Origin of the sequence: uncultured Lactobacillus sp. (assembly GCF_946477725.1) — a bacterium.
In the GTDB taxonomy this organism is placed as follows: Bacteria; Bacillota; Bacilli; order Lactobacillales; family Lactobacillaceae; genus Lactobacillus.
Window position 1 is genome coordinate 69,350 of record NZ_CAMKZC010000003.1, and the last position, 16,847, is coordinate 86,196.

General features: G+C 35.7%; 13 protein-coding genes and 1 riboswitch. Of the genes, 5 read left to right on the top strand and 8 right to left on the bottom strand.

Going from position 1 to position 16,847, the window contains the following annotated elements:
* Positions 1 to 2: 2 nt before the first annotated feature.
* Positions 3 to 713 (bottom strand): 2,3,4,5-tetrahydropyridine-2,6-dicarboxylate N-acetyltransferase, encoded by a 711-nt coding sequence (gene dapD / locus Q0R51_RS02620; RefSeq protein ID WP_294756477.1) that lies wholly within the window; start codon positions 711 to 713, stop codon positions 3 to 5.
* A 9-nt stretch (positions 714 to 722) separates the two neighbouring features.
* Positions 723 to 2,036: a diaminopimelate decarboxylase gene (lysA, locus tag Q0R51_RS02625; protein ID WP_294756478.1), complete on the bottom strand. Its 1,314-nt coding sequence runs from the start codon at positions 2,034 to 2,036 to the stop codon at positions 723 to 725.
* A gap of 85 nt (positions 2,037 to 2,121) precedes the next feature.
* A riboswitch (Lysine riboswitch) is annotated at positions 2,122 to 2,300 on the bottom strand.
* Between the two features lie 279 nt (positions 2,301 to 2,579).
* On the opposite strand from lysA, the gene Q0R51_RS02630 reads away from it, so the two are divergent.
* Both Q0R51_RS02630 and dapF read left to right on the top strand, forming a co-directional pair.
* Positions 2,580 to 3,932, top strand: coding sequence for an aspartate kinase (locus tag Q0R51_RS02630; protein ID WP_294756479.1), 1,353 nt, complete (start codon positions 2,580 to 2,582; stop codon positions 3,930 to 3,932).
* Between the two features lie 17 nt (positions 3,933 to 3,949).
* Complete coding sequence (dapF, locus tag Q0R51_RS02635; protein ID WP_294756481.1) at positions 3,950 to 4,939, top strand: diaminopimelate epimerase; 990 nt, start codon at positions 3,950 to 3,952, stop codon at positions 4,937 to 4,939.
* A gap of 146 nt (positions 4,940 to 5,085) precedes the next feature.
* Here the strand turns inward: dapF and Q0R51_RS02640 are convergent, their stop codons facing one another.
* From Q0R51_RS02640 to Q0R51_RS02650, 3 genes are read right to left on the bottom strand one after another with little or no spacing between them, the layout of a single operon-like run.
* Positions 5,086 to 6,948, bottom strand: coding sequence for a beta-glucoside-specific PTS transporter subunit IIABC (locus tag Q0R51_RS02640; RefSeq protein WP_294756482.1), 1,863 nt, complete (start codon positions 6,946 to 6,948; stop codon positions 5,086 to 5,088).
* Positions 6,945 to 7,796, bottom strand: coding sequence for a PRD domain-containing protein (locus Q0R51_RS02645; protein ID WP_294756483.1), 852 nt, complete (start codon positions 7,794 to 7,796; stop codon positions 6,945 to 6,947). Before Q0R51_RS02645 ends, Q0R51_RS02640 begins: the two co-directional genes overlap by 4 nt.
* 20 nt (positions 7,797 to 7,816) lie before the next feature.
* The gene (locus Q0R51_RS02650) at positions 7,817 to 9,229 is read right to left on the bottom strand and encodes a glycoside hydrolase family 1 protein (protein WP_294756489.1); all 1,413 of its coding nucleotides are present in this window, start codon (positions 9,227 to 9,229) and stop codon (positions 7,817 to 7,819) included.
* A 297-nt stretch (positions 9,230 to 9,526) separates the two neighbouring features.
* On the opposite strand from Q0R51_RS02650, the gene Q0R51_RS02655 reads away from it, so the two are divergent.
* The 3 genes from Q0R51_RS02655 to Q0R51_RS02665 all read left to right on the top strand — a co-directional run bounded on the left by Q0R51_RS02655 (position 9,527) and on the right by Q0R51_RS02665 (position 12,625).
* The gene (locus Q0R51_RS02655; RefSeq protein ID WP_294756491.1) at positions 9,527 to 10,423 is read left to right on the top strand and encodes an alpha/beta hydrolase; all 897 of its coding nucleotides are present in this window, start codon (positions 9,527 to 9,529) and stop codon (positions 10,421 to 10,423) included.
* A gap of 70 nt (positions 10,424 to 10,493) precedes the next feature.
* Positions 10,494 to 11,372, top strand: coding sequence for an AraC family transcriptional regulator (locus Q0R51_RS02660; RefSeq protein WP_294756493.1), 879 nt, complete (start codon positions 10,494 to 10,496; stop codon positions 11,370 to 11,372).
* Positions 11,373 to 11,446: 74 nt separating this feature from the next.
* Positions 11,447 to 12,625: an MFS transporter gene (locus tag Q0R51_RS02665; protein WP_294756494.1), complete on the top strand. Its 1,179-nt coding sequence runs from the start codon at positions 11,447 to 11,449 to the stop codon at positions 12,623 to 12,625.
* 79 nt (positions 12,626 to 12,704) lie between these two features.
* Here Q0R51_RS02665 and Q0R51_RS02670 read toward each other — a convergent pair whose 3' ends face one another.
* The 3 genes from Q0R51_RS02670 to Q0R51_RS02680 form a co-directional block, all read right to left on the bottom strand.
* Positions 12,705 to 14,108: an APC family permease gene (locus Q0R51_RS02670; RefSeq protein ID WP_122026651.1), complete on the bottom strand. Its 1,404-nt coding sequence runs from the start codon at positions 14,106 to 14,108 to the stop codon at positions 12,705 to 12,707.
* 9 nt (positions 14,109 to 14,117) lie between these two features.
* Positions 14,118 to 14,846: a gamma-glutamyl-gamma-aminobutyrate hydrolase family protein gene (locus Q0R51_RS02675; RefSeq protein WP_294756495.1), complete on the bottom strand. Its 729-nt coding sequence runs from the start codon at positions 14,844 to 14,846 to the stop codon at positions 14,118 to 14,120.
* 173 nt (positions 14,847 to 15,019) lie between these two features.
* Positions 15,020 to 16,573 carry an ATP-binding cassette domain-containing protein gene (locus tag Q0R51_RS02680; protein ID WP_294756496.1) on the bottom strand — a complete coding sequence of 518 codons (1,554 nt, stop codon included), beginning with the start codon at positions 16,571 to 16,573 and terminating at the stop codon, positions 15,020 to 15,022.
* Positions 16,574 to 16,847 lie beyond the last annotated feature (274 nt).

Sequence of the window (16,847 nt, forward strand, 5' to 3'; positions counted from 1 at the left end):
ATTCACAGCTTTCTTAATCCCGGCTCAATTCCTGTCTTAGAAGCCGTTTTTTGATCACGCATTTTAATAATTTTTGCCGGTACTCCGGCAACGACACTGTTTGCAGGTACATCCTTAGTTACTACTGCTCCAGCAGCTACTACCGCATGGTCGCCAACTTGAACTCCTTCTAAAACTACGGCATTGGCACCAATCAAGACATCCTTGCCAATTTTCACAGGTTGTGCCGAAGCCGGTTCGACAACTCCGGCAATCACCGCGCCTGCTCCTATATGGCTGTTCGCACCAACAATTGCTCTGCCTCCTAAAACAGCGTTCATGTCAATCATGGCATTTTCACCTATTTCTGCTCCAATATTAACGACAGCCCCCATCATGATCACCGCATTTTTGCCTATTTCAACGTTTTCACGAATTAGGGCCCCCGGTTCAATTCTGGCAGAAATATTTTTCAAATCTAGCAACGGAATGGCAGAATTACGACTAACATTTTCCAATTGGTAATCAGCAAATTTGTCAGAGTTTTTTGCTATAAAAGGCCCCAAGACTTGCCAATCTCCCAAAACGACCCCAGTATGATTTTCAATAAAAGTTTTGCAGTCTGCTGGCCAATTTAACTGAGACAAATTTCCTTTGACATAAACTTTAACTGGTGTTTTTTTAGTTGAATTAGCAATAAAATTAATGATTTCGGTTGCCGTCATTTTTTTCATATTTATAATTTATCCTTCCATTTGATAAAAACGATCATGACTAACTAGATCCGCATAAGTTTCACGTGTAACTACTTCTTGTGCTTGCCCATTTTCTGCAAAAACAACTGCTGACCTGGGAACACGATTATAATTAGATGCCATACTATAGCCATAAGCACCAGTTGCTAAAACCGCAATTACATCTCCCGGCTTGCTTTTAGGCAATGCCAATTTGTCAATAATAATGTCGCCTGATTCACAGTAGCGACCTGCAAGTCTAACCGTTTCTACTGGTTCTGCATGTGGCTTTTCTGCTAATACTGCCTCATATTCTGCTTGATAAAGTGCTGGTCTGATATTATCACCCATACCACCATCAACTGCTACATAAGGCAGCAGTCCCGGCACTTCTTTGCGTGCACCGATTGTATATAAGCTATAACCGGCCTCACCGACAATCGACCGTCCTGGTTCAATCCAGATAGCCGGCATTTTTAAGTGATCTTCCTGTACACACTTTTTGACTGTCTGCACTATTTGACTGATGAAGGTTTGAGCAGTTACTGGATGATCCTGCTTGGTGTACCTGATACCGAAACCACCTCCCAAATTTAACACCTGAGGTTGATAGTCATATTTTTGTTTCCAGCCGCTGACTAACTTCATCAACTTCTCTACTTCAAGTTTAAAACCCTCTGTTGCCAAAATTTGTGAACCAATATGTGCGTGCAATCCAATTAATTCCATTTGTGCGTCAGCTTTAACTTGCAAAAACGCCTGCTCAGCCTGACCCGAACGAATATCAAAGCCAAATTTGCTGTCCTCTTGACCGGTTTGGTCATATTCATGTGTATGAGCAGAGACCCCTGGAGTTACTCTCAACATTACCTGCACGCGAGTATTAGTTTGGTTTAAAATCCTTTTTAACAGTTTAATCTCAGTAAAATTATCTAAAATAATCACGCCCACATGGTTTTGGACAGCCATTAACAACTCATCTGGGGTTTTATTATTACCGTGAAAACTGATTTTGGCTGGGGGAAAACCAGCTTTAAGTGCAGTATATAATTCTCCACCGGAAACAACATCGATGTGTCCACCCAGTTTATTGATTATCTGGTAAATTGCAATTGTGGCAAAAGCTTTGCTAGCATAGCTAATGGCATAATCTACCTGCTCTTTTTCAAACGCAGTTTGGAAAGCCTGAAATTGCCGTTTGATTTTCTGGACGTCATAAACAACTAAGGGGGTACCAAACTTCTTTGCCAGTTCTAAAGCATCTACTCCCCCAATTGTCAAATGACCCTGGGCATTAGTTTGATAATAATCATTAGCAGCCATTTAAATCTCTCCCTTTTTGTTAAATAAAAAAGGCTCTTTTGTTGTACCTAACAAAAGAGTCCTTCAAGTTATTATCTGGTATCAATTTTGTCGATAGCGCTCCGCGAATATAAAATTGCGACAGTCCATAATCTGTTAGATTACGTCCCAGCTTATTAATTACCGCAATAATTAATGCTTCGGCAACCGCCCCTTTGACTAGTTTCTTAGTTTTTGCAGAAACTCCACCAGCTACTCTTGTTGGTTGCAACCTCTTCGATTTATTAAAATATTATTATTAATTAATATGATTGTCAACCATTTTTACTGACAATTGCTTTTTAAATTTTTAAATAAAAATATTATTTTTTAAATTTAGTTATTTTTCCCCTTGTCAAACACTATCATCATCAACACTTTTAGCGCAAATTTTAATCCAATAACATGACGCAAAACAGCCTCTTTAATGAATAACAGCTTTCTTTTGCAGTTGAAGATTAAAATTTTAATGTTAAAATCCAATACTAATTACTTAAATTAAATTTAATTGTGAAAGGTATTAACATGAAAGTTGTAAAATTTGGTGGTAGTTCTCTAGCAGACGGAGAACAATTTCAAAAAGTTTTAAAAATTATTGATGCTGATCCAGCACGTAAAGTGATCGTGACTTCTGCTCCCGGCAAAAGGTCTAAAAACGACACTAAAGTAACAGATCTATTAATTACATATGCAGAAAACGTACTTAATAACCAAGATTACAGTGCAACGGTAAAAGCGATTTGGACCAGGTACCAGAATATTGCAGATTACTTTCAAATATCCGAGCAATTAGTAAAGCCTCTGTTACAGGAATTACTCAATCTTCCTCAACTTTCTTATCCAAACACAGATTTTTTAATGGCGGGGTTTAAAGCACATGGTGAAAAACTGAGTGCACAGCTTCTAACTTTAGTTCTGCAAAAGCACCAGATAGCCGCCCGCTTTTTGGATCCCGCAGAAGCCGGCTTTATGGTTACTAATAATGCTAACGATACTCAAGTTCTACCAGAAACTTATAAAAATTTACAAAAATGGGTACAAACTGCAGATTTACTAGTCGTGCCCGGCTTTTATGGCATTACAGAAGAAGGCTTAATAGCAACCTTTTCTCGGGGTGGATCTGATATTACCGGAGCAATTTGGGCACGGGGAATTAAAGCAGATTTATATGAAAACTTTACGGATGTAGATGCAATCTATGCAGCTGACCCCAGAATTGTTGCGCATCCCCGTGCCATTAAGGTTATGACATACCGTGAGTTGCGGGAGCTATCATATGCTGGATTTTCTGTTTTCCATGATGAAGCCATTATTCCCGCAATTGAAGGCCGGATTCCCGTAAACGTCAAAAACACTAATCTTCCAGAACTGCCAGGAACAATGATTGTCCCGCAAAATAGTTTTACCCCGCAAAGTACAATTACAGGTGTGGCAAGTTCTGGACATTTTGCCGCATTATATTTACATAAATATTTACTAAATAAAGAAGTTGGATTTACACTTAAATTACTGCAAATATTCTATAAATTTAATATATCATATGAACATATGCCATCAGGAATTGATGATTTGACCGTTATTTTTGATAAAAAACAATTTGATAAACAAATTCGTCAGCAAATGTGTCTTGCAATTCAGAAAGAACTTCAACCTGATCAACTAGAATGGATTGATGATTATGCCATCATTATGGTGGTTGGAGAAGGGATGCGCAACAAGATTGGTGTAATGAAAAATATCACTCTGCCTTTAGCAGAAAAGCATATTGCCATTCATATGATTAACCAGGGTGCTTCACGCATTTCAATCATGCTAGGCACCAAAAAGGCAGACGCAGCTGCCGCTGTTAAAGAAATTTATCACCAGTTTTTTAATTAATTTAAGGAGAAATTTTCATGATACAACTACAAAAAGTTCACGGCTCACAGAATAAGTTTTTTCTACTTGATCAAACTCAATTTCAAACACCATTATCTAAGGGAGAATTAGTCAACTTGACGCAACAGATAACTAAGCCGGAAAGTGGCTTACTTAATGGTGCTGACGGTTTACTAGTGGTCAGCAATTCAGACCATGCGCAAACTCTAGGAAAAATGGAAGTTATCAATGCTGACGGTTCTTTTGCTTCCATGTGTGGTAACGGGCTAAGGACAGTAGGCCGTTATTTAGCACAAAAATATCATAAAGAAACATTTAAAGTTGAAACTATGCAAAACGATTTGCGTGTCAGCTGTCAGCCAGATTGGGCTCAAGAAGTTAAGGCAGTCAGTGTTGAAATCAGTCCTGTCAGTTTTGCAGCTACTGCTCTCCCCTTTACTAATTTAGGTTATTCTGAATTAATTAATCAAGAAGTGCCAGAACTGGCACCAAAACTGAAATTTTCAGCAGTTGCTGTCCCTAACCCCCACTTGATCAGTTTTGTTTCCGATGATATTTTCAAAAGCGACTTATTAGCAAAATTAGGCGCAAAACTAAATCAGAAAAATCCATTTTTCCCGGATGGAGTAAATGTTAGTTTTGCTCAAGTTTTGAGTGCGCACCATCTATTTGTACGCACTTTTGAGCGAGGTGTAGGCTTCACCAATGCCTGTGGTACAGCCATGTCAGCTGCAAGTTTAATTTACGCTTTGACCTGTCAGTCAATGAATCTGTTTGACAAACTACTGACTGTTTCTAATCCTGGCGGCTTTGTTCAAACTAAAGTTCATCGCCGTGGCCATGGCTATTGGATAGAGTTAATCGGAAATGCTACGATTACACATTATATTGACGTTGCAGAAAGTGAATTACACCAGAAGCATCCCGACTTTAATAATTTTAAGGTTACGCCCGCTATGGAAGATGAGGCATATCAAGAATTTATTACCACACATGGCAATAACTAATTGTTGTCTTAGTACTAGCAGAATTTATTGTTATTAAAAAAGTGACTTCAAAAGGTTGATTTCCTTCTGAACTCACTTTATGCACCAAATTTTTTAAGTTTGGAATTTTTATGAAGAATAATATTCAAATAATAATCAAGCAATTATTATATTGCGTCTGCAGTACTTGCTTGTGCAAGTAGGGTATTATTATCAATTCCATCAACACGAACTTCATCTTTTAAAGAAACTTTTCCACTAGTTACTATGATCGGACTAATAATATTATATTGCTTTTCTACTTTTTTTAGATCAAAAGAAATCAATTTTTGGCCCTTTGAAACTTTCTGCCCCTGAGTTACGTAAGTTTGGAAAAATTTCCCGTTTAATTCAACCGTATCAATACCTACATGTATTAAAACTTCAATACCATTTTTCCCACGTATTCCGACAGCATGACCAGTCTGTGCTATAACCGCAATTGTACCATCAAACGGAGCTTTTACAACACCATTTTTAGGTATAATTGCAAAACCATCACCCATTGCACCAGAAGAAAATGCTGTATCAGGTACTTCTTTCAAACTAACCAGGTCTCCTTCCATAGGTGCAAAAATGTCTATTGTTGACAAATCTTCACGAGTTGCATTCTCTTTACTTACATCAATAACAGGTTTTTCATCTTCTACGCCAACTTTAGGTTGTAATACTAATACTAATAGCGCAGTCGATACTATTGCAATTCCCAATCCAATTATTACATGAATAAATTTAGGCATAAGTGCGTAGACAGCCAAACTTAATATATTTGATGGTGTAAAACTGCCCAGATGATAACCCATTGCTGAAACATAAGCTGCTCCAAGGCCTCCACCTATACAAACGGATAATAGTACGCGCTTATATTTTACGATGACACCATATAATGCAGGTTCTGTAATACCTAAAATAGCAGAAATACCTGATGCATAAATGACTGATTTTTCTTTTTTGGATCTTGTTTTAAATGCCATAGTTAAAACTCCCGTTGCCTGGGCAAAAGTCGATACTAACATTGTTGGCATCAAAACATCATAGCCTTTTGAAGCGAAATTTTGGAAAATAATTGGGGTTAATGCTTGATGCATACCTGTCATAACCAGCAATGGGCGTAATCCGCCCAAGATGGCACCAGCTAAAGCACCAGAAAATGAAAATAGTTTCATCGAAGCAGCAGATAATATACTGCCTAAATAATTTCCTAAAGGTCCTATGGCTATTAATTCAATAGGAATCATTATAATTAAAACAACAGTTGGTACAAAAATAACCTTTAGCATGTCAGGCATATGTTTATCTACAAACCTATATAAATAACTCATTATCCATACAGAGAGAATAATAGGTAAAACAGATGCACTATAATTTATCACGGGAATAGGCAACCCTAAAAAATGATAATTACTGATTTTGCCCACATTATTAATCAAACTTGGATAAAGCAAAGCACCAGCTAGAACTGCTGATAATATTGCATTTGTCTTAAAGAGCTTTGCTGCTGATATAGCCAATAAAAAAGGTAAAAAATAAAATGTAGCATCGGCCATCAAATTAAGAATAATATAAGAATCAGATTTTTGTGATATTAATGAAAAAGATGACAGCAGTCCCAAAATTGCTTTCATCATACCGGCACCAGCAATAGCTGGAATAACCGGCAAGAAAACATTTGAAAAGATTTCAAGTAATTTGCTGAAAAAGCCTTTCTTTTCTTTCACATCAGTTTCTTGACTTTCTTCTTGACCAATACCTGTTAAATTCGAAATTTCGTCATACCAATCAGCGACTGCTGGTCCTATGACAATTTGTAATTGGCTATTTTGAAATTGAGTGTTTAAAACTCCGTTAATTTTGCTAATTGCATCTAGATCAGCTTTTTTATCATCAGCAAGATTAAATCTTAATCTTGTCATGCAATGGGTCATACGTTGAATATTATCAACTCCACCCACATCTTTAATGATTGAATTTATCTCATCTTTATGTTTCATATTTGTTCTCCTCTTACATCAGCCAGCCGGGCTAAATGAATTGTTATATACATTTGCTCCTCATCATTTATATCAACTTGAAAGTCGTGCAGTATTACTTTTCTTATTTTTTTAGCTAAAGAGTATTCGAAGGGATATTTTTCAAAAACAATCTTTGCAATGTCAGCATCGATTTCATTTGTTTCCTTACCATTTTCAAAAATTCTAATAATCATATACTGTATGTGACGAACAAAACGGCTATATGCCAAAGAATCTTTGCTAATATTTGGCATTTCTTTTTCAACTATGGCTAAAACTTTCTTTAATGCTTCAGTTAAGCGTAATATGTTGTGAGTACTTTTATTATCTTTGATAGTTGCATCTACAAAATGCATTGCTATAAAGCCAGCTTCGTCTTCTCTTAATATCGTAAATTGATATTTTTTAACAACTTTTAATGCATACTCGCCAATTTTGTACTCTGTTGGATAAAACTTTTTAATATCTAAATTTAAAGGATTCGGAGTATATATTCCATCACGCGCCTTAGAAATAGCGTAATCTAGGTGATCAGTAAGACTAATAATAATATTCTGGTTTAAATTTGTATCTAATAGCTTTTTCCCATAATTAATTATTTTGTTACTTGTCTCAATTAAGTCAGTTGAAACTGAAGTTAAAATGTTTTTAACTGATGGAAAAAGATTTCTATTTGTCATCACAAAAACTTCGTCACTATTCTCAATAGAGATAGTCTGGCCTCTTTTTTTATCATGACCTATTCCTCGACCAACTATAATAACTTGGTCACCATGTTCATTAATAACTTGAACAGCATTGTTATTTAGTATTTTAATAATATGCATACTATCCCCTTCAACCACTATTAAAATAAGCAATTACCGTTCGTTTTTATTATTTCTTTATAAACATTGAAACTATCTTTCTTTATTCTCCTCATCGTTCCCTTGCCGTCATTATCACGATCAACATAAATAAATCCGTAACGCTTATTCATTTCTCCCGTACCGGCAGAAACGATGTCAATTGGTCCCCACCAAGTGTAGCCAATAATTTTACAACCATCCTTTATTGCTTCACCAATTTGTTTAAGATGTTTTTTAAGATAATCTGAACGTTCTTTATCATGAATTTTGCCATCTTCACTTATTTTATCTACAGCGCCAAGACCATTTTCTACTATAAACATAGGACAATCGTATCTGTCTTGAACCAAATTACACATCCAACGCAATCCCAGGGGATCTACTGGCCAACCCCAAGCTGAATTCTTTAAATAAGGATTTGGTTTTCCAACCACTCCACCAGTATCACCATAAATTTTCATTCCATCTTCAAAAGTACTAGAACGATAATAGCTGAATGCTAAAAATTCAGATTTATATTTTCTTATTAAGTCAAGCTCCTCATCAGTAATGTCAAGTTTGACATTATATTCATCCCATATTCTCTTTACATATCCCGGATAGCAGCCTTTTAATTGCACATCCGAACTGACAAATGTTCTTCGTTGTAACTGTAAAGCACCAAAAACATCCTCAGGTTTGGGGCTTGCTGGATAAACAGCTGCTTGACTTAAAGAAAGCATAATACCCATATGAGCATCAGGCATTATTTTTTTAGCTAATTTATTAGCTAAAGCATTGGCAACATACATATTATGCTGAGCCTGATAAATTTGAGAAAGTTGATGAGAATAAGTACCCGATAAATCCATTGCTGCAGCCGCATATGGAATGGTTTGTGTATTGTTCATTTCATTAAATGTCATCCAATAGTGTACTTTATCGCCAAAACGTTCAAAAATTGTTTTGCAAAATTTAATATAAAGAGATATCAACTTTTTGTTTTCCCAACCATTATATTTTTTATGTAATGCTAATGGTGTTTCATAATGCGATATTGTTACTACGGGCTGAATTCCTAAGGCCAGCATTTTATCAAACAAGCAATCATAAAAATGAAGTCCCTTTTCGTTGGGGGTCTCTTCTTCTCCAGTAGGATAAATTCTCGTCCAAGCAATAGAGGTACGAAAACATTTAAAGCCCATTTCAGCCATTAATTCCAAATCTCTTTCATAATTATGGTAAAAATCAATAGCTTCATGACTGGGATAAAAAGTATTTGGCAGAACTTCTTCGTCGTGCTCATTTTTCGCAATCCCATGTTGTGTAGTATCTGTAATTGCAACACCTTTTTCATCTATATTCCAAGCACCTTCTGCTTGATTTGCTGCTATCGCTCCACCCCATAAAAAGTCTTTCGGAAAAACAGACATATAATTTACCTCCAAAATAAAAAAGGCAATACCACTCGTTCTCTCGAACAAGAGGTATTGCCTGATCGTATCAGTTACAAACCGAATATTCAGTTAAGATTATTTTACCGCTTTTCTGTAAGCGGTGTCAATGACAAAAATATTTTTTAAGTTGATTTTAATTGAAATAAAGGCTAATTTTGATAAAATTTAAGCTGCTCAATCGCCACTTTGAAGTGACTTTATAGCCTTTCTTTTTCATAATAGTGAAGTAAAATATACTTGATAAAGCGATTTCACAAAAAGGAGTGCTGTAAAATGTCAGAACCAGATTATCAAAAATTAGTTCAAGAAATGCGTAGCGAATTTAAAAAAGGTGATGACCAACGTGATGAAGGATTGCCAACACAAATTCCCGAAGTAGAAAGATTCGATAATATACCTTATGGTGACGATCCCAAGTATCAGATACTTGATGTGTACTTACCACAAAAAAGAACTAATGACAAACTACCGGTTATTGTCAATATCCACGGTGGCGGCTGGGTATATGGCACTAAGGAAACATACCAGTTCTATTGTTTAGCTCTTGCTAAAGCAGGCTTTGCAGTAGTTAACGCCAATTACCGGTTAGCACCTGATGTTGTATACCCGGGCGAGTTAGATGATATTAATCGGGTATTTCATTGGGTAGCCGAAAAAGAAAATGCCGCTAAATATCAGTTTGACCTAGACAATGTCTTTATAGTTGGAGACAGTGCTGGCGGGCAAATGGGTGAACAAATTTTAGCAGTTTATACCAATAATGAATACCGTAAATATTTCGGCTATTCTGTACCTAACTTAACTATTAAAGCAGCGGCTTTAAACTGTGGCGCTTACTTCTTAACAGAAATTAATTCAATTGCTGGTGCACCTGAAGCCTATTTCAGACCTGAAATTCAAATGGAGAAACACGACGAACTAAATGTAGAGCAATTCCTAACACCAGCATTGCCACCCCTGTTTATCATGACTTCTACCGATGATTTTCTGCGTGATAATGCCTACATGCTTTCAGGCTATCTCCATGCTAAAAACATTTACCATGAACTTCATTTTTATGGTGATAATGATCATCGTCGGGGACATGTTTTCCACGTTAACCAAAAAGACGATTTGGCCAAAAAGTGTAATGAAGATGAATTAAACTTCTTCCGCAAATATCTCAATTAAATAATATCTACCAAAACTGGTTGAACTAGTATAATTTAGTTCGACCATTTTTAGTAAAGGAGAAAATATCATGGCACTTGATAAGCATGAGTTAGTGCAATTAGATGAACTTCCTGTTTTTATTAAGGTTCATCAATACCCGGGCTCCTCAGAAGTACCTCCTCACTGGCATCAAAGTATTGAACTGAGTTTTACACTAAGAAGGAAAATTGACCATTTTATTATTGGCGGGGTAGATCATGAAACGCATCCTGGCGAGATTTTAATAATTAATACCCAAGTTGTTCATAGCGTGCGCAATCTTAACAATGCTAAAAACGATCTAGCTTTAACCTTGCTTTTTCCTTATTCCCTAGTATTACAAATGTTTCCTGAAATGGATCATTATCAATTTGAAGTGCAGCCTTTTGAAAAATTAAGCTTAGAGCAGGCAGAGCAATATCATTATTTACAAACTTTATTGAGTAAAATTATTGCAATAAAATCTGCACCAGCTAAAGCTTTTAAAAATCTAGACTTAACTATCTTTAGCTATCAGGTTTTAAAAATTCTACTCAAATACTTTTTAAAACAACGAGATAATAAGGGGCAAATATCACGTAACTTAATTATTACCGAACATTTGCGCCATGCTCTAGATTATATTCAAAATCATTACCAAGAGCCAATTACACCCCAAAACATTGCGGACAGCTGCCACTTATCACGGCAATATCTGCAACGAATTTTTCATCAAAATATGGGAACTACTATCGGTAAATATCTTAAGAACTTTCGGGCACAAAAAGCATATCAAGACTTATGTCATACTGCTATGACTCTCACAGCAATAGCAATGAAAAACGGCTTTAGTGGTATCCGCTCTTTAAATAGAGCAATGGTTTATTATTATGGCCAAACTAGTATGCAAATCAGAAAAAGTTCCTCAGCGCCAGATCAAAGCTACTGAAAGCGTTATTTTAACTGTAAAAAGAGAGTAATATATTATTAAAACTAGTATTAAATAAAAAAGAGGCAATTAATATGAAAAAATTTAATCCAAAATCTGGATTATTCAAATGTGCTTTATTATCAATATCATTAATGCTAATGATAGCACCACAAATTTCTTCAGTACTGCCGTTGATGTACTCATCATTTCCGCAAGTTTCACGGACTGCCGTAGAAACATTAAGCACAATTCCTAATATTGGAATTGTTGTAGGTCTGATTATAAGTCCCTTTTTAATAAAACTGATCGGAACCAAGCCAACGGTTATTACTGGTTTAGCAATTGCTTTACTGGCAGGCACATACCCAATGTACGCAGCAAGTTATACACCAATTTTAATTTCCCGTTTTCTTTTAGGAGCCGGGATTGGTCTCTTTAATTCATTAGCTGTTAGTCTGCTGTCCAAATTCTATCAGGGCAACGAACTATCAACCATGCTTGGTTTTCAAAACTCAATGGGTAGTGTAGGTGCTGCTGTATTTTCATTTTGTGTTGGTCTCTTAGCCGTTCTAGGTTGGCATGCAACTTTTGCAATCTACTTAGTAGCACTGCCAGTCATGCTATTATTCGGCTTAGTAGTGTCATTACCAAATGAAAAAAGTAACGAAACTGGTACAGAAAATTCACCAGTTAAAGAGGAAAACAAGATCAACGGCAGCGTCGTGGAAATCTCTCTTATCATGTTCTTCATGTATGTCTTCTTTATGCCAATGACTTTTAAATTACCACAATTAGCCACTACGCAAAAAATTGCCAACGTCAGTCAAATTGCTTTTGTTTCAAGTGTAGCAACTCTAGTTGGGATACCTGTCGGAATGTGTTATGGCTATTTGAAAAAGAAACTGCAAGATTTAATTTTACCAATAGGTTTGTTGCTGCAAGTCGTTGGACTGTTGGCACTTGCTTACGCTTCTAATCTACCAGTATTGGTTATTGCTGTTATTGTCTTAGGCACTGGGTTTGGTCTGTCAGTTCCTTATATTTTTAACTGGCTAGATGAAGCAGCTCCGCGAAATTCGGTCAACTTTGCTACGACGATTACTTTAGTGCTTGTAAATGTAGGTTGTGCCGCTTCACCGACAATCATAGACTGGTTAGGCAGCAATTTAGGCAACGGTTCACCTCGTGCCGATATGACAATGGCTGGAGCTGGCATGATTATTTTGTTCTGCTATAGCTTGATCCACTATTTTAAGGTAAGAAAGCACTAGAAATAACTAAATATAAAAAGAGTTGACGTGATTTTTTCACGGCCAACTTTTTTTATATATGTTAATTTATCCTGGCAAACTACTGCTGCTTGCTTCTTTCTTTTCTAGAGAACCAAAACATAAATAGTGGTAAAATGATGAACCCAAAGATCATCATGAAAATTGCATACCAGTTAACACCAACGACTTTACCATTCTCAATAATACCAAATTGTGCTTGCCAGTTATATTTAACCAGCAAAAAGATTACTAAAATTATTGACAATATTGGTACAAATATATCAGTTAAAACATTCTTAGGAGCTGGTAAAATTGGTTGTTTATTCTTACCATAGTAAAAGCAAATTACTGCCAGCGGAACAATGATAAAGCCTAAAAATCTGACCATAGCACTCAATGTAATCAAGTTAGTCATGTTATATTGAAAAGCCAAAGGTACTAAAATTGCTAATGCTTCAGAAATAAAAAATGTTTTAATAGGAAAGTTATTTTTAGTTCTTTCGGTTAAAGTACCTGGTAGTTGATGTTCACGAGCCATTGCTTCCAAAATACGTGGAGCATTAAAACTAGAGGCAACGTTAATTCCTAGCATAGAAATAAGCGCACCAACTAAAATTACATCCCGCAATACTTCATTTTTAAAAATAGCACTGACTGCTACCACTTGTTTAGTCGTCATCAGCGCCTTAGGATCCAGCACCATCGCTACTGCCACTACCCCAATATAAATAGCGGCGATAACTAAAATTGCTAGCGGAATAGCCTTTGGTAAGTTTTTTTCTGGCTCTTGCATATCTTCTGAACCAGAAGCAACAGATTCAAAACCTGTAAAAGCATAGAACGCTGAAACAACAGCCATCACAAGTCCTGTAGTAGTTAAAGTTGGTACTATTCTTTGTCCGTTTTGTGTTATTTGGTCAACAGATGACAAGCTATGTGTAGCTCCAGTTTTAATAAGTAAAACAACACCCGCCACAATAATTAAAATTAATGCAGCTAATTTACCTGCAGTAGCCATGTTCATAACAAATTTCACAAACTTTTGTCCAAATAAGTTAATTACAGTAACTACTATCATTAATATCATAAAGCCAATAGTAACATTTAAAAATTTATCGGGATTGCCACCAAAAATAGAAATAGTTGATTTGATAACACCAACAGCCATCACTCCCCAGGCAACACTGGCAGAAAAGTAACGCAAAATGCCAACGTAAAAACCAACGTTATCACCAAAAGCAGCTTTAGAGTAAGCATAAGAAGCACCAGACTTGGTGACATATTTAGCGGCTGCTGAAAATGAAATGGCTAAGACTGAGGCAAAAATTGCAGCAATGAAGTAGACAATTAAAGCTTTACTCCCTGCCTGACTAACTACACTACCAGGTGTTAAAAAGATACCGGAACCAATAATTGAGTTAATAGCTAAAAGAACAATCGACCAAAAGCCAAGTTTGTCTCCTGCATTTTTGTTTTGAGTCATATTTACTCCCTACTTGGCATTTTCAACCACAAATTTAAATAAATTATTCATATACTTAGTATTAGGATTGTTATGTAGCATTTCTGGGTGCCATTGAATCGCCAAAACAGTACCCTGTTTATTTTCAAGCCCTTCCGGGACGCCATCGCTTGCATCTGCAACTTCAAGCAAATCTGGCGCTATGTCTTTAATTAATTGATGGTGAAAAGAATTAACCATGCATTCAGTCTTACCCAATGTTTTAGCTAATAAGCTGTTTTCCTTAATTGTTACTTTGTGAGTAGGCAAATCAGGTGTATGACCTTGTTCGTGTTTTAGAGTTTGCTCTGAGCGATAACTAATATCCTGGTAGAGACTGCCGCCATGTGCTACATTAATAATCTGTGCCCCGCGGCAAACTCCCAGAACGGGTTTATTAGATTCTTCAGCAATTTTTAATAAAAGCATGTCAAAGTGATCTCTCTGAGGCCAAATGGGACCAATTTTAGGCATTAATTCTTCACCATATAAGTGCGGATCAACATCATGTCCACCAGATAAAATCAATCCTTGCACATGAGCCATCTGGTTTTTAATAACTTCATCATCTTCAGTAAAAGGAATTATAAAGGGAATTCCGCCATTTTTAACAACAGAATCCACATAATCCTCATTAACATAACTACGTCTGTATCCTGGAAACATTCCAGCAGAATCAATCATTTCAGATCCTGCTATGCCAATAACTGGTTTAGTCATTTTTCCTCCTTAATCAAACTTATACTATTAGTTATTAACATTATAATAGTTATTAGCAATTTGCGTGTGCCATTTGTTTTTAATATTGACCCCTTAATTTGCTTTACAGTAAAATACTTAAAGTAAAACAAGCCATCCATAATTTTTGCTACTGTTGTCCCAATTAATAAAACCTAGTTCTTTTTTGAAATTTTATTTATTTCCCGGGAAATATTTTCAATGTCATTAAATGAAGCATTAGGATCGGAAATCAGTTGGTCTAATTTAAATTGTAATAAACTGATTTGATTAGCAGTCTTAGCATTTTCTTTACTGGAGAAATCACTAGGAGTTATTAACTTGTGATTTTTTATTTTCCAAGAAGTAAAGTTTAAGTTTTTTAACAGGTTCTGATCGTGAGAAACTACAATAACAGCAAACGGATAGTTTCTTAAAAATTCTGCTAAAGCATTAATAGATGAAATATCTAAAAAATTGTCCGGCTCATCAAGGATCAGTAAGTTATGTTCACCTAAAAGCACTTTTGCCAATTTAAAACAAACAAGCTGTCCTCCACTCAAAGCACTAACGCGATTATCCAAAGATCTTTGCAAATGCAAGTCACCTAAAAGCTGCATTGTAGTGGTTTTATTAAAAATGCTGTTTTTATATATTACCTCTTTTACTGTAGCTGTTTCTTCAGTTTCCTGCGCCATATTTTGTTTGAAATAGCCCATTTTTAGCTGTGGATTAAGCCAGACAGCCAGTTTTTTGTGAAATAATTTTGCTAAAAAAACTGATTTCCCAGCACCATTTTTTCCAGTTAACGCTATTTTTTCTTTTCCTTTAATCTTCAACTCTTTAGTTATACTAAATAATTGCTTTTTATGTAGAGTAACACTTTGAGTTTCGAATCTGACTATGCTGCTTTTCTGTGACAACTCCAGGTTCATATTTTCAATATTGCCTAAAGTGATTGGCTGATGAACTGGCGGCTTTTCCAACGTCGTTTCTGATTTAGCTATACGCCTTTTCAGTAAAGTACTTTTACGAAAAAGGCTTTTTTCTAAACCGCTGCTATCTTTTACTTTCCAATCGGACCAAGAAATACTTTTCTTTTTCTTAGTAGACTTTTTAGCCCTAATTTCGTACTCCCTTTGATCTTTTCTTAGTCTTTTAATCTCAACTTGTTTTTGAAAATACTCAGTGTTCTGCCTTTTTTCTTGTGCTCTAAGAAATTGCTGGTATTCGTCATAAGTACCTTTAAATTCATAAACTTGCTGGTCCTTGATCTGCCAGATAACATTGACAAGCTTACTTAAAAAAGCCTGATCATGACTAATTAACAGAATTGGTTGTTTTAAACTGTCTAAGGCTTTAATTAGCCATCTTTGTTGCTCAATATCTAAATTAGATGTCGGCTCATCCAAAATTAGCAGAGAATTCTGAGTTTGATTTATCTGAAGTAATGCTCGAACAATAGCTGCCTTTTCCTTTTCTCCACCACTTTGCTCACTGTTATTTAAAATTTGTGGTACTAAAATAGTATGGCAATTTCTTTTAACTTGCCCCTCTACCTCAAAAACTGTAGGCTTTTCAGCAATAATGTTGACTAACGTAGTTTTACCTACACCATTATCACCTATCAAACCAACTATTTGTCGGTCTTGAACATTTAAATGTGGAGCTTGAAATAAAACCTCACCTTGATATTCTACTTTCAGATTCGTTATTTTAATATATTCCATGTTAACACCTGCTTTTTGCTAAAGAAAAAGCACTGATAACCAAATTGCCCATAATTTGATTAGCAGTGCACAAAAAGCTAGTGAAACTAAAAAATCACCACAAAAGAGAACAAAACTAATTTCTGATTATCGGCAAAAAAGCATGACAAAAGCTTTGGTTATCAAACTTTTTGCTTACTAATAAAACCAGAAATTAATTCTCCATTTTGGCAATAACCTCTTTCTCTAAATTATTTTAACTATATCATATTTTTTTCATTTTGCAACGGTCAGA

Excerpts from the sequence above, each read along its gene's own strand:
- dapD (WP_294756477.1), bottom strand. The coding sequence starts at position 713 with ATGAAAAAAATGACGGCAACCGAAATCATTAATTTTATTGCTAATTCA.
- lysA (WP_294756478.1), bottom strand. The coding sequence starts at position 2,036 with ATGGCTGCTAATGATTATTATCAAACTAATGCCCAGGGTCATTTGACA.
- Q0R51_RS02630 (WP_294756479.1), top strand. The coding sequence starts at position 2,580 with ATGAAAGTTGTAAAATTTGGTGGTAGTTCTCTAGCAGACGGAGAACAA.
- dapF (WP_294756481.1), top strand. The coding sequence starts at position 3,950 with ATGATACAACTACAAAAAGTTCACGGCTCACAGAATAAGTTTTTTCTA.
- Q0R51_RS02640 (WP_294756482.1), bottom strand. The coding sequence starts at position 6,948 with ATGAAACATAAAGATGAGATAAATTCAATCATTAAAGATGTGGGTGGA.
- Q0R51_RS02645 (WP_294756483.1), bottom strand. The coding sequence starts at position 7,796 with ATGCATATTATTAAAATACTAAATAACAATGCTGTTCAAGTTATTAAT.
- Q0R51_RS02650 (WP_294756489.1), bottom strand. The coding sequence starts at position 9,229 with ATGTCTGTTTTTCCGAAAGACTTTTTATGGGGTGGAGCGATAGCAGCA.
- Q0R51_RS02655 (WP_294756491.1), top strand. The coding sequence starts at position 9,527 with ATGTCAGAACCAGATTATCAAAAATTAGTTCAAGAAATGCGTAGCGAA.
- Q0R51_RS02660 (WP_294756493.1), top strand. The coding sequence starts at position 10,494 with ATGGCACTTGATAAGCATGAGTTAGTGCAATTAGATGAACTTCCTGTT.
- Q0R51_RS02665 (WP_294756494.1), top strand. The coding sequence starts at position 11,447 with ATGAAAAAATTTAATCCAAAATCTGGATTATTCAAATGTGCTTTATTA.
- Q0R51_RS02670 (WP_122026651.1), bottom strand. The coding sequence starts at position 14,108 with ATGACTCAAAACAAAAATGCAGGAGACAAACTTGGCTTTTGGTCGATT.
- Q0R51_RS02675 (WP_294756495.1), bottom strand. The coding sequence starts at position 14,846 with ATGACTAAACCAGTTATTGGCATAGCAGGATCTGAAATGATTGATTCT.
- Q0R51_RS02680 (WP_294756496.1), bottom strand. The coding sequence starts at position 16,573 with ATGGAATATATTAAAATAACGAATCTGAAAGTAGAATATCAAGGTGAG.